12 protein-coding genes are annotated in these 13,372 nt (G+C 56.1%); 6 read left to right on the top strand and 6 right to left on the bottom strand.

What is annotated here, in order from left to right; genetic code table 11:
• Positions 1–26: 26 nt before the first annotated feature.
• Positions 27–1,091 (top strand): class II fructose-bisphosphate aldolase, encoded by a 1,065-nt coding sequence (fba, locus tag B2U47_RS03020; RefSeq protein WP_296678455.1) that lies wholly within the window; start codon positions 27–29, stop codon positions 1,089–1,091.
• Positions 1,092–1,257: 166 nt separating this feature from the next.
• Here fba and B2U47_RS03025 read toward each other — a convergent pair whose 3' ends face one another.
• Positions 1,258–1,776, bottom strand: coding sequence for a hypothetical protein (locus B2U47_RS03025; protein WP_296678457.1), 519 nt, complete (start codon positions 1,774–1,776; stop codon positions 1,258–1,260).
• A 109-nt stretch (positions 1,777–1,885) separates the two neighbouring features.
• On the opposite strand from B2U47_RS03025, the gene B2U47_RS03030 reads away from it, so the two are divergent.
• The 5 genes from B2U47_RS03030 to B2U47_RS03050 are packed head-to-tail and all read left to right on the top strand — an operon-like array spanning position 1,886 to position 6,928.
• Positions 1,886–3,643, top strand: coding sequence for an NAD(P)H-dependent oxidoreductase subunit E (locus tag B2U47_RS03030; RefSeq protein WP_296678458.1), 1,758 nt, complete (start codon positions 1,886–1,888; stop codon positions 3,641–3,643).
• Entirely contained in the window at positions 3,640–4,380 is a 741-nt protein-coding gene (locus B2U47_RS03035; protein WP_296678461.1) for a 2Fe-2S iron-sulfur cluster-binding protein, read from the top strand. Before B2U47_RS03030 ends, B2U47_RS03035 begins: the two co-directional genes overlap by 4 nt.
• Positions 4,373–4,909 carry an NADP oxidoreductase gene (locus B2U47_RS03040; protein WP_296678462.1) on the top strand — a complete coding sequence of 179 codons (537 nt, stop codon included), beginning with the start codon at positions 4,373–4,375 and terminating at the stop codon, positions 4,907–4,909. Before B2U47_RS03035 ends, B2U47_RS03040 begins: the two co-directional genes overlap by 8 nt.
• A 10-nt stretch (positions 4,910–4,919) precedes the next feature.
• A complete protein-coding gene (locus B2U47_RS03045; RefSeq protein ID WP_296678464.1) occupies positions 4,920–6,476 on the top strand; it encodes a Ni/Fe hydrogenase subunit alpha in 1,557 nt (518 codons plus the stop codon).
• Positions 6,473–6,928, top strand: coding sequence for a hydrogenase maturation protease (locus B2U47_RS03050; RefSeq protein WP_296678466.1), 456 nt, complete (start codon positions 6,473–6,475; stop codon positions 6,926–6,928). Before B2U47_RS03045 ends, B2U47_RS03050 begins: the two co-directional genes overlap by 4 nt.
• On the opposite strand, the gene B2U47_RS03055 is transcribed toward B2U47_RS03050, so the two are convergent.
• Genes B2U47_RS03055 through B2U47_RS03075 form a run of 5 tightly spaced genes read right to left on the bottom strand, consistent with a single transcriptional unit; the run spans position 6,908 to position 13,344 of the window.
• Positions 6,908–8,674, bottom strand: coding sequence for an SLC13 family permease (locus B2U47_RS03055; protein ID WP_296678468.1), 1,767 nt, complete (start codon positions 8,672–8,674; stop codon positions 6,908–6,910). The genes B2U47_RS03050 and B2U47_RS03055 overlap by 21 nt on opposite strands.
• Positions 8,675–8,685: 11 nt before the next feature.
• Entirely contained in the window at positions 8,686–9,954 is a 1,269-nt protein-coding gene (cysN, locus tag B2U47_RS03060; RefSeq protein WP_296678470.1) for a sulfate adenylyltransferase subunit CysN, read from the bottom strand.
• Complete coding sequence (cysD, locus tag B2U47_RS03065; RefSeq protein ID WP_296678472.1) at positions 9,954–10,880, bottom strand: sulfate adenylyltransferase subunit CysD; 927 nt, start codon at positions 10,878–10,880, stop codon at positions 9,954–9,956. Before cysD ends, cysN begins: the two co-directional genes overlap by 1 nt.
• A 2-nt stretch (positions 10,881–10,882) precedes the next feature.
• The gene (locus B2U47_RS03070; RefSeq protein WP_296678475.1) at positions 10,883–12,610 is read right to left on the bottom strand and encodes an NADPH-dependent assimilatory sulfite reductase hemoprotein subunit; all 1,728 of its coding nucleotides are present in this window, start codon (positions 12,608–12,610) and stop codon (positions 10,883–10,885) included.
• On the bottom strand, positions 12,610–13,344 hold the full coding sequence (locus B2U47_RS03075; protein WP_296678477.1) for a phosphoadenylyl-sulfate reductase: 735 nt from the start codon (positions 13,342–13,344) through the stop codon (positions 12,610–12,612). Before B2U47_RS03075 ends, B2U47_RS03070 begins: the two co-directional genes overlap by 1 nt.
• Positions 13,345–13,372: the final 28 nt, after the last annotated feature.

Here is a 13,372-nt window from a genome sequence, read left to right on the forward strand (position 1 = left end):
TTAACCAACATTTCGAGGAGAACAACATGGCTTTGATTTCATTACGCCAATTGCTGGATCACGCGGCTGAAAACGGCTACGGGATGCCAGCATTCAACGTCAACAACATGGAGCAAATCCACGCCATCATGCAGGCAGCAGATGCGTGCAACTCCCCTGTCATCCTGCAAGGTTCTGCCGGTGCGCGTTCTTACGCTGGCGAACCGTTCCTGCGCCACTTGGTACTGGCTGCGGTCGAAATGTATCCGCATATCCCCATCGTTATGCATCAGGACCACGGTGCTGAGCCAGCGGTTTGCTTCCGTTCCATCCAGTCCGGTTTCTCTTCTGTGATGATGGATGGTTCCTTGATGGCTGACGGCAAAACCCCGTCTACCTACGAATACAACGTTGAAACCACCCGCAAAGTGGTTGAACTGGCACACGCTTGCGGTGTTTCCGTGGAAGGCGAGCTGGGCTGCTTGGGTTCACTCGAAACCGGCATGATGGGCGAGGAAGACGGTCACGGTGCGGATGGCGTGCTGGATCATTCCATGCTGCTGACTGACCCGGAAGAGGCGGCTGACTTCGTGCGTAAGACCGGCGTTGACGCGCTGGCAATTGCCATCGGCACTTCTCACGGTGCATACAAGTTCACCAAGAAGCCTACCGGCAACGTACTGCGTATCGACCGTGTGAAAGAAATCCACGCTCGCATTCCTACCGTCCACTTGGTTATGCACGGCTCTTCTTCTGTACCGGAAGACTGGCTCGAAATCATCAACAACTACGGCGGCGACATGGGACAGACCTACGGCGTGCCGGTTTCCGAAATCGTCGAAGGCATCAAGCACGGTGTACGCAAGGTCAATATCGACACCGACCTGCGCATGGCATCCACCGGTGCAATCCGCAAGCACCTGTTTGACAACAAGGCCAACTTCGATCCACGCAAGTTCCTGAAAGAAGCCACCAAAGCCATGTCAGGCATCTGCAAAGATCGCTTTGAAGCGTTTGGTGCTGCGGGTATGGCTGACAAGATCAAGCCAGTGTCACTGGAAGTGATGTTCGGTCAGTACAAGGCTGGCAAGCTGGATCCGAAAGTGTCCTGATAGCGCTTGACGCCTGGCGTTGAAAAGGGAGCGGTTGCTCCCTTTTTGTTTGGCATCGAAAAGTGGCAAGGCAGTGACGCCTGTTACATTTTGCGGTGCTGATCCAGATCCAGCATGGCAAACTCTTTCATGTCGGCTTTGCCAATGATTGCGCGGATGGCGTGGCTCATAGGAGCGTATTCATTTCATCCAAGAGCATTTGGCGGGAGTCGTGCTTGTCACGGTATTGCAGGCAGACGAAGCCGTCCGTGTAGGAAATGCTGTCAATAAATACGCCAAAATAAGCATTATAGGTGGGTATTTCTTTACGGAGACGAGAGAAAGAAGGGGTGATTGCGCACAGGTAATACTCATGTTTCTCCATTCTGCGCTCTTCGTTGCTGCACCATTCCACCCATGCCATACATTTTTGGGTTTCATTTATTACGAAATTTGTAATGCGCCATTTGTCATGGTCGTCATCAATAAAATCAGTTGCTTCGTAGAGTGAGTTTAGAACGGCACAGTATGTGTCGAAGGATTCTGATGGATCTGGTTCATGCCAGCCGTTTTTGAAAAAGCCGAATTCTTGAGGGTTCATGAGTAGGGTGTCAAGTCCCGATAGATCGTGGTGTAAATTCCAACTGATTCTACCCGCTGAGAAAAACTTATAGAAGCTGAGTAAGCTGATTTTTTTGTAAAACAAGCCCTGCCGCTGCGCTTGCTAAGCCCACCATGCGGTGAGCATGAAAGGATACGCTTGCAGCAAAGGTGTTATACTGAGCCGAAATAAAAAACACGGTTGCGAACGTATTATGCAAGTAGAACCACTACCCTCCCCGGCAAGGCAGCAGCTCGCTGACCATTTGCTCCACCGCCTGCATGATTTGCAGGATCGCCATCATTACATTCCACCCGACACGATAGCGCCGCTGGCTGCCGAGCTGGGTCTACCCATCACTCAGGTGGAATCCGTGATTGATTTCTACAGTTTTTTCCACCGCAGCCCACGCGGGCGTTTCGACATCCTGTTCAGCAATTGCACCAGTTGCGGCGATCTGGCACTGATGCAGCAATTGTGTGACTTACTGGAGGTGCAACCCGGTGTGACCCGCGCCGATGGCATGGTCAGCATTGACCAGACTTCGTGCGTGGGCATGTGTGATCAGGGTGCTGCTGCCTTGGTCAATGGGCGTACCTTGGCCAGACTGACTGCCGCACAATTGCCGCATCTGGCGAACTTGGTGAACACCGCCACACCGCTGGACGCATGGCCTGCCGACTGGTTTGCAGTGCAGGATAATATCCGCCACGCCGGTTTGTTGCTCAACGATACCTTGTCCAGTGGCGACGGATTGCGGGCAGCGGTTCAGGCTGGTGCAGATCAGTTACTGGCTGAAATCAAGCAAGCCAGCCTGCGCGGGCGCGGTGGGGCTGGTTTTCCCACTGCCATGAAATGGCAATTCTGCCGCGATGCCACCGCCCCGGAACATTACGTGGTGTGCAATGCCGACGAAGGCGAACCCGGCACGTTCAAGGATCGGCTGTTGCTGACCCGTTACGCGCAACAAGTGTTTGAAGGCATGGCCTTATGCGCTTACGTCATCAAGGCGCAGCACGGTTTCCTGTACCTGCGCGGCGAATACCACTACCTCGTGCCATCACTGGAAGCCACGCTCGACGCAATGCGAGCCGCCAATCTGCTGGGGGAAAACATCCTCAACCAGCCCGGTTTCGATTTCGACATCAGCCTTGTGCTGGGCGCGGGCGCGTACATCTGCGGCGAAGAATCCGCCTTGCTGGAATCACTGGAACAGAAACGCGGTGTGCCACGGGTACGCCCACCGTTCCCCGTTACCCACGGCTATCAGGGGCAACCGACTGTAGTGGACAATGTGGAAACCCTGCTGGCAGCCACCCACATTGCGCTGCATGGCGGGCAATGGTTCCGCGACCACGGCACAGAACAATCCGCTGGCACGAAAATCCTCAGCGTGAGTGGCGATTGTGCCACGCCCGGCATTTACGAATTCCCGTTCGGCATTACCTTGCAAACCCTGCTGGCAGCCTGTGGCGGGCAGGATGCGCAAGCCGTGCAGGTCGGCGGGCCTTCCGGCACACTGGTCAGTCGGGCAGAATTCGGGCGCAAGCTGGCGTTTGAAGACCTCGCCACCGGCGGCTCGGTCATGATCTACGGCGCACAGCGCGATTTGCTGGCAGTGGTGCGCAATTTCACCCATTTCTTTGCCCACGAAAGCTGCGGGTTCTGCACCCCGTGCCGCGTCGGGACACCGTTGTTGCGCAACTACCTCGACAAGATCGCCACCGGGCATGGCACGGCTTACGACCGTGAAGAAATGGCGCGGCTGGGCAAGCTGGTGAAACGCCGTTCGCATTGTGGGCTGGGGCAAACCGCCACTAATTCGCTGCTGGATTTGCTGGCGAAATTCCCGCAAGTCTGTGCCGACCGTTTGCTGCATCAGGATTACGAACCGTTCTTCAATCTGGATGCGGCGCTTGCCACTACCCGCGAGTTGACTCACCGCGACGATGCGGAGGCACATTTGTCATGAGTAATACCTTGTTTATTGATGGGCAAGAGATCCCTTTCGCGCCCGGACAAACCATCATGGACGCCTCATTGGAAGCAGGCATCTACATTCCGCACCTGTGCCACAAACCGGGGCTGACCCCGCACGGCAGTTGCAAACTGTGTACCGTGGAAGTGGACGGGCGCAGTGTTTCCGCCTGTACCTTGCCCGCTGCGGCTGGCATGAAAGTCGACAACAACACCCCCGCCTTGCAGGAAGTGCGCAAGACGCTGGTGCAAATGCTGTTCGTGGAAGGCAACCATTTATGCCCAACCTGTAGTAAAACCGGCGACTGCACCCTGCAAGCCCTCGGCTACCATTTCGGCATGTTGGACGGGCATTTCCCGCCGTTTTACCCGCGCCGTGAGGTGGATGCTTCCCACCCCGACCTGGTGCTGGATCGTGACCGTTGCGTGTTGTGCGAATTGTGCGTGCGTGCCAGCCGCGAACAAGACAGCAAAAACGTGTTCGCCATCAGCGGACGTGGTGCAAGTGCGCACATTATCGTCAACACCACCAGTGGCAAACTGGGCGACAGCGATCTGACGCTGGACGATGCCGCCGCGCATATCTGCCCGGTCGGGGCAATCCTGCCGAAAAACCATGGCTGTGAAATCCCGTTCGGGCGGCGCACCTTCGACCTGCATTCGGTTGCTGAGTCTGATGTTGCCGATGTTGCCCACGTTGGCCTACAAAAAACGGAGCATCACGATGAGTAAGATCCGTATTGCCACCACCTCACTGGCGGGCTGTTTCGGTTGCCACATGTCGTTTCTGGACATGGATGAGCGGCTGGTCGGCTTGCTGGAATACGTCGAATTTGACCGTTCCCCCCTCACCGACATCAAGCATTGCCAGCCCTGCGACATCGGTCTGGTGGAAGGCGGCTTGTGTAATGCCGAAAACGTGCATGTGCTGCGCGAATTCCGCCAGCAATGCAAAATCCTGATTGCGGTCGGGGCGTGTGCCATCAATGGCGGCGTTCCGGCGATGCGCAACCATTACACGGTGCAGGAATGTCTGGAAGAGGCTTATTTGCACGGTGTCGGGGTGGATAACCCGCTGATCCCGTCTGACCCTGAATTGCCGCTGCTGCTGTCCAAGGTTCACCCGCTGCACGAGGTGGTGCGGGTGGATTATTACCTGCCGGGTTGCCCACCGTCGGGCGATGCTTTCTTTGCCATTTTGAGCGACTTGTTGGCGGGAAAAGAACCTTCCCTGCCGAAAGCCATGCTGCATTACGATTGAGGGTCTGGACATGGAACACACTGCAAGCAACACGCGCCGCATCGCCATTGACCCGGTATCGCGGGTGGAAGGGCACGGCAAGATTACCCTGCTGCTGGATGCCGACAACCATGTGCAGGAAGCGCGTTTGCACATTGTCGAATTTCGCGGCTTTGAAAAATTCATCCAGGGTCGCCCGTACACCGAAGTGCCGTATTTCGTGCAACGGCTGTGCGGTATCTGCCCGGTGTCGCACCATCTGGCAGCGGCGAAAGCCGTAGACCAGATTGTCGGGGTGGATGAACTGACCCCGACCGCCACCAAGCTGCGCCGCCTTATCCATTTCGGGCAGGTATTGCAATCGCACGCACTGCATTTTTTCCACCTGTCATCGCCCGATTTCCTGTTCGGTTTCGGCTCCAATCTGGCGCACCGCAATATCGTCGGCGTGCTGGAAGATTACCCCGATATTGGCCTGAAAGGGGTGAAACTGCGCAAATACGGGCAGCAAGTCATTGCCGCGATTGCAGGTAAGCGCATCCACGGTGCAGCAGCGATTCCCGGCGGCATGAACAAAGCCTTGAGCGATGACGAACGCAAAGCCTTGCTGGTGGATATTGCCGACATTATCCGCTGGTCACAGGATGCGGTGACGCTGAATGAAACCATCCATCGGCAACACCCGGAAAACCATGCTTTCGCCACCCTGTCCACTAACTATCTGGGCATGGTCGGGGCGCAGGGCGAACTGGAGTTGTACCACGGTGGCTTGCGTGCCAGACGGGCGGATGGCAGTGACATTTTCGACCAGTTTGATTACCGCGAGTACGGCTCCGCCATCCGCGAAGAAGTGCGCAACTGGTCGTACATGAAATTCCCTTACCTCACCGCGATGGGCAAGGACAACGGCTGGTATCGGGTTGGGCCACTGGCACGGGTCAATCTGTGCGACAGCATTCCCACCCTGTTGGCAGAAGCGGCGCGGGTACGCTTCCGGGCGTTTGCGGAGGGGGCGTATGTGCATGACACGCTGGCGTTCCACTGGGCGCGGATGATCGAAATGCTGCACTGCGCCGAAGCGATTCAGGAACTGCTCAACGACCCCGCTATTACCGGGACGGATTTGGTGGTAACGGGCGCAAAACGGGCGCAAGGGATCGGCGTGATCGAAGCCCCACGTGGCACGTTGTTCCACCACTATCAGGTGGACGAGCAAGGTTTGATCGAAAAAGCCAACCTGATTGTTTCCACTACCAGCAATAACCACGCTATGAACGAATCGGTACGTTCGGTTGCCAACCACTATCTTGACGGGCAGGAAATCACCGAAGGCTTGCTCAACCATCTGGAAGTGGCGGTGCGGGCGTATGACCCGTGCCTGTCGTGTGCTACCCATGCGTTGGGCAAGATGCCTTTGCAGGTGGAGCTGATTAGTCATGAGGGGCAGTTGCTGAGCCGGGTGGTGAAGGATAGTGACGGCTGCGCCGTTTCCCCTCACCCCAACCCCTCTCCCTCAAGGGGAGAGGGGCTAAGAAACCCTCTTTCTTGTTCCCCCTCGCCCCTTGAGGGAGAGGGGGCTAGGGGGTGAGGGGTATCTCCCCTATCCTGCTATTCGGCTACGGCAATCCGGGGCGCGGCGATGATGCGCTGGGAATATTGGCGGTGGAAGCCATTGCCGCCTTGCAATTGCCGGGTGTGGAATGCCTCAGCGACATGCAGTTGCAGGTCGAGCACATCACCGACCTGCGGGGGCGCGAACGCATCCTGTTTGTCGATGCGGATGTCGCGTGCGCCGCGCCCTACGTGTTGGAAACCGTTACCGCGCAACAGGATGACAGTTATTCCAGCCACGCGCTCACACCTGCGGCTTTGCTGCATACTTTTCGGCTGGTGTATGGCAAGGATGCACCGCCCGCACAGGTGTTGCGAATTCGCGGTTATGCGTTTGGGTTGGGGGCTAGCCTCAGCACACTGGCAACAGAAAACTTGCAGGCAGCGCAACAGCTAATGGCCGAGCTGTTACAACGGCCAAAACCATAATATGGCAGGGATAGTGGCACAACCCGCCAAGATGTTCATGGGAATACCAATTTTCAGGTAATCCGAGACGCGATAACCACCAGGGCCATAGACCATCAGATTGGTCTGGTAGCCAATCGGCGTCATAAAACTGGCGGAGGCGGCAAACATGATGGCAATGGCAAACGGCATGAAGTTTACCCCCATCTGTTCTGCAATCGCCATGCAAATCGGGAACATGAGCGCTGCTGCCGCATTATTAGTAATGACTTCGGTAAACAGGGATGTCAGTGCATACACCAAGACCAGTGCCATTACGGGTGTCAAATGCCCGCCACTCATGACTGCCTCGGCAATGAAACGTGCAGCACCGGTTTTTTCCAAAGCTGTACCCAGTGCGAACGATGCGCCAATCACCGTCAATACAGTAAAGTCCAGCGAGCGCCGGGCTAATCCCGCATTCAGGCACTTTGTCAGTAACAACGCACCCGCTGCTAACCAAGCAGCGTGCAAAATGGGAATGATTTCAAAAGCACTCAATACCACCATCACCGCCAGAATGCCCAGCGCTACTGGAGATTTTTGGAAATTGGGGGGGCTGGAGTCTTCCAGCGCACTCACCAGCAGAAAGTCCTTGCGGAAACCGTACTGTTTGGTGAATTCCTTGCCTGCCTCCATCAACAGGGTATCACCTACCTGCAAGTGTGTATTCAGCCCTTTGTCTGGCAAGGTCTCGCTGCCTCCCCGTGATACCGATAACACCACTGCCTGATACGAACCGAGAAAGTCACACTCCTGCAAGGTCTTGCCCAAAAATGGGAATTCCGGGCCAATTACCGCCTCAACCAAGCGCCGCCGGAAATGCACAATCCCCAAGTGGTGAATATCCTCATTCGCCGGTTTCAACCCCTGAATACTGCGCAACTCATGTGCACAGCGTGGCGCACCAATGAATGCCAGCCGGTCAGCCGCTTGCAACACGAAATCGGCAGGTGGGCTTTGGATAATCTCACCATTGCGTTCCAGTTCAGCCAGATAGCCATAGCCAAGATTGGTCAAACCGGCGGCTGATAGGGTTTTTCCCACCAACACGCCTGTCTCTACCAGCATTTCCACATGGTATTCGCGCACCTTGTCGAGATCATCCGCGACCCCGGTGCGGCTAGGCAGCAAACGGTTGCCGAATAACAGCAGAAAGGTACTGCCTACCGCCAGCAAGATTAAGCCGACCCCCGTGATGTCAAACACGCCCAGACTGCCATGCCCGCTTTTTTCCAGCAAACCGTTAACTACCAGGTTGGTACTCGTGCCAATCAGGGTGAACGTCCCCCCCAGAATGGTAACGTAACTCAGCGGCAGTAACAGTTTGGAAGGTGGCAATTTCAAGCGTTTGCACCAGTCCTGAATCGCCGGAATCAGCATTGCCACCACCGTGGTATTGTTCAGAAAAGCACTCAGCGCGGCGGTTGGCACTAACATGCGGAATTGCGCCCCACGCACACTCGCAGGCTGTCCCAGTAAGCGTCGGGTAATGCACTGGATTGCGCCAGTTTCCCGTAATCCGGCAGCAACAATGTACAAAGCCGCAATGGTCATTAGCCCTGTGTTAGCAAATCCGGCAAAGGCTTCATCCGGTTTCAAGACACCTGTCACCATCAGGATGATCAGTGCCGTCATCAAAATCAGGTCGGGTGCAACCCGTGACAGTGCCAAAAAACCCAAGACACCCAGTACCAATCCAATGGCAAGCATTCCTTCCCAACCCATACGTAGCTCCTTTAGCTGATCATTCCCGCACCGACGGTATTATTGGTGCTTGCATCAATCACAATAAATGCGCCCGTGCCACGATTCTGGGCATACGCATCCACCAACAGCGGTTGCGCCAGCTTGAAGGTGACTTTCGCAATATCGTTCATCGCCAACTGGTTCACCGTTTGTTTTTCCAAACTGTTCACGTCCACGCGGTAGGCAATGTCTGCCAGCTTCGCTTTGGTATCGCGGGTGGTATGGCGAATCAGGTAAGTGCGAGCCTGATCCAGCGGGCTTTCTGCCAACCAGCAGACGGTGGCATCCAATTGTTTGGTTTGCGTGGGTAACTCGCCGGTTTTCACGATCATGTCACCCCGCGAAATGTCGATCTCATCTGCCAGCAACAGCGTGACCGATTGCTCGGTAGCCGCATCTGCTAAGGCTTCACCGCCGAGTTCAATCGCCTTCACCGTGCTGCTTAAACCAGAAGGCAATACCGTTACGCGCTCACCCACGGCAATGCTGCCGGATTCGACCCGCCCCATGAAACCCCGGTAATCGTGCAACCGTGGGTTGCTGGCATCCTGCGGGCGGCACACGTATTGGACGGGGAAACGGAAGGGTGCGGCATGGCGGCGTTGCGCACTTGGCGTGGTTTCCAGAATCTCCATCAGGGTTTGCCCCTGATACCAGTTCAGCTTATCGCCGCGCTCCACCACCATGTCGCCGTTGAGGGCGGACAGCGGAATGAATTGCACTTCACGAATCCCCAACTGTTCGGCAAACGCTAGATAATCGCGATTAATTTCCTCGAAACGGTTTTGGCTAAAATCCACCAAATCCATTTTATTCACTGCCACCAGCAAGTGCGGAATCCCCACCAAATGCGCCAGATACGAATGGCGGCGCGTTTGGGTCAATACGCCTTTTCGCGCATCCACCAGAATAATCGCAAGGTTCGCGGTGGAAGCCGCTGTCACCATGTTGCGGGTGTATTGCTCATGCCCCGGTGCATCGGCAATGATGAATTTGCGCGTCCCCGTGGTGAAATAGCGGTACGCCACGTCAATGGTGATGCCTTGTTCACGTTCGGCTTGCAAGCCATCGGTGAGCAATGACAGATCCACATCTTGCATTCCGCGCCGCTGCGAAGTTTTGGTAATGGCGTGCAAGGTGTCCGCCAAAATGGATTTGGAATCAAACAGCAAGCGCCCAATCAGGGTGCTTTTGCCATCGTCGACACTGCCGCAGGTCAGCAAACGCAGCAAGCCGTGGTCTTCAATCGGATGTGTCATTAGAAATACCCCTCTTTCTTGCGTTGTTCCATGGCTGCTTCGGAGGCTTGGTCATCCAAGCGGGTTGCGCCGCGTTCGGTAATGGTGGTGGTCGCCGTTTCCGCAATAATCTTTTCAAGCGAATCCGCGTCAGAAATCACCGGCGCTGTACAGGTAATATCGCCAACGGTGCGGAAACGTACTTGCAGGTCGACAATTTCCTCCCCTGCTTTTGCGGGGGTAATGTCCGTCACTGGCACGATTGCTCCTTGGCGGTACACAATCGGGCGGGTGTGCGCAAAATAGATGCTGGGTAATTCCAGCCCTTCGCGCTCGATGTATTGCCACACGTCCAGTTCCGTCCAGTTGGAAATCGGGAAGGCACGGATGTTTTCACCTTTGTGGCTGCGGGCGTTGTAGAGATTCCACAGTTCCGGGCGCTGGTTTTTCGGATCCCATTGCCCGAATTCATCGCGAAAACTCATGATGCGTTCTTTGGCTCGCGCCTTTTCCTCATCGCGGCGTGCGCCACCGATGCACGCATCAAAACCGTGTTCCTCAATCGCTTCCAGCAAGGTCACGGACTGGTGTTTGTTGCGTGGTTCATCCGTGTGCTTGAGCACAACCGTGCCGCGTTGCATCGAGTCTTCCACCGAGCGCACGATCAGGCGTTCACCGATTTCTGCGGCTTTGCGGTCACGGAATTCGATAACTTCGGGGTAGTTATGCCCCGTGTCGATATGCAGCAAAGGGAACGGAAAACGTCCGGGGCGAAAGGCTTTTTCCGCCAGCCGCAGCAGGCAGATGGAATCTTTGCCGCCGGAAAACAGCAGGGCAGGGTTGCTGCATTGCCCCGCCACTTCGCGTAGGATGTGAATGGCTTCGGCTTCCAGCCAGTCGAGATGGCTAAGGTGTTGGTAGGCCGTTTGTTGTTGACTGAAAAACATCGTTAGCTCGCTTGTTGGTTGCTGACATAACCCTGACGGATCACAAAATCACCGAAGGTTTCCGCATCACGCCGTTGTGCCGCATAAGCAGCAAACAAGGCATCCAGCGTGTTAAGAATCGCGGTTTCGTCCAGATTTTCGCGGTATAAGGTATTCAAACGATTACCGTTGAAACTCGCGCCCAGGTACAGGTGGTAACGCCCCGGCGACTTGCCGATCAGGCCGATTTCACCCAGCACCGAACGCCCGCAGCCATTCGGGCAGCCGGTCATGCGGATTTTGATGTCATCGTGGCGTAAGCCGTATTTGTCCAGCGACACTTCCAGCTTGCTGATCAGGTCGGGCAGGTAACGTTCCGCTTCTGCCATCGCTTGCGGACAGGTGTTGAGCGCCACGCAGGCAATGGAGTTGCGCCGCAAGCCGGACAAGTGGCTGGCATCCGCCGCATAGCCGTGGGCTTGCAAGATGCTTTCCAGCGTGTCGATATGCTCTTCGCGCACCCCGGTCAGGATTAGGTTCTGGTTGCCGGTCATGCGGAAACCGCTCAGGTTTTGCTCGGCAATGCGGCGCAGGGCTGATTTCAGGCGGTGCGTTTCATTGTCCAGCACCCGCCCGTATTCAAGCCGCAAACCCAAGTGCCACAAGCCATCTGTGGTGGAACGCCAGCCGAAGCGGTCGCCCGTGGTTATAAATTTAAACGGACGTACCTCGCCCAGCACAAATCCCAAGCGCGTATTCAGTTCCTGCTTGAACCACTCCAGCCCGCAACGGTCGATGGTGTACTTGAAGCGCGATAGCTTGCGATCCTGACGGTTGCCGTAATCGCGCTGGATGGCAACGATGTGGAAACACACGCCCAGCAACTCTTCTGGTGTGCAAAAACCAATCTCAGATGCCAGCCGTGGGTAAGTGTCGTCACGCCCAAACGTAAAGCCTAAACCGCCACCCACCGCGACATTGAAACCAGCCAGCTTGCCGTCTTCCTCAACCGCAATTAGGCCAATGTCATTGGCGTACACATCCATGTCGTTGAACGGCGGGATGGCAATGGCAATCTTGAATTTGCGCGGCAAATAATGCTTACCGTACAGCGGCTCGATTTCTTCTGCCTCACCGCCCGCCACCAGCATTTTGCCCTCGGCTTCATCCAGCCAGATTTCGTGGTAGGCGCGGGAACGCGGCAGCAAGTGGTCGCTGATCTTTTGCGCCCACGGGAACACTTGCGCGTGGAGATTCGACAGCGTAGGGTCAGGCGTACACATCACATTGCGGTTCACATCACCACACCCGGCAATGCTGTCGAGCAGGGCAGCATCCATCGCCTGGATGGTGTTTTTCAGGTCGAACTTGATGATGCCGTGGAACTGCAAGGCTTGGCGGGTGGTAATACGCGACGTGCCATTGCCGAACTGGTTACTGATGTCGTCCAGCTTCACCCACTGCTCTGCTGTCAAATCACCCCCCGCAACCCGCAAGCGGATCATGAAGGAATAGGCCGGTTCCAGCTTTTTTTCCTGGCGTTGCAGACGCACGTCACGGTCATCCTGCATGTAGGAGCCGTGGAATTTCACCAGTTGCACATGGTCTTCGCTGATCGCACCGGTAAGCGGGTTACGGAAATCGTCCGCCAGATTACCGCGCAAATAGTTGCTACGATCCTTGATGTGTTCGACCGCAGAACCGTTCGCCGCCAACTCGTTGCGTGGTTTGGGGTTGATGCGTGCCGTCATTACGCTGCCTTCCTCAGTGGGTTGCCCGTTCCGTCGTGCAGGCCGCATTCCTGATTGTGCGCTTCCCACCACCAGCGCCCGGCACGCTCGTCTTCACCTTCAGCAACAGCGCGGGTGCAGGGGGCGCAGCCAATACTGGGGTAGAATTCAGCGTGCAAGCGGTTGTAGGGGATGTCGTATTGGCGGACATAACCCCACAACTGCCCGGAGGTGGTGTGCAGCAGCGGGTTGAATTTCAGCAGGTCGCGCTGTTCATCACGCTCAAACAGCCCCATGTCAGCACGGTAAGCCGATTGCGCCGCCCGCAGGCCGGTAATCCACACCTGTACGCCTTTGAGGGCACGGTTGAGTGGCTCGATCTTGCGGATGTAGCAGCATTCCTTGCGGTTTTCGACCGACTCGTAAATCGCATTGATGCCCTTGAGGGTGACGTAATGCTCAATCGCTGCGGTTTGCGGGTAAAACGCCTTGATCGGCTTGCCATATTTCTTGCGGGTGGCATCCAGCACGTCGTAGGTTTCGCTGAAATTGCGCCCGGTATCGAGGGTAAACACGTCGATGTCCAGCCCGTTGCGGAAGATGGCATCGGTAATCACCTGATCTTCCAGCCCCAGACTGGTGGAAAAGGCAATGCGCCCGTCGAAACGCTGACGCAGGGCAATCAGCGCTTCATCCAGCGTCAGGTCGGCGAAATCGGCGTGCAGGGTATGCAGCGGTGCAGTATTCACGGTCATGGTCGTTACCTCGTTGGAATCTTGAACT

Origin of the sequence: Thiothrix sp. UBA5583, from assembly GCA_002425225.1 — a bacterium.
In the GTDB taxonomy this organism is placed as follows: domain Bacteria; phylum Pseudomonadota; class Gammaproteobacteria; order Thiotrichales; family Thiotrichaceae; genus Thiothrix; species Thiothrix moscowensis.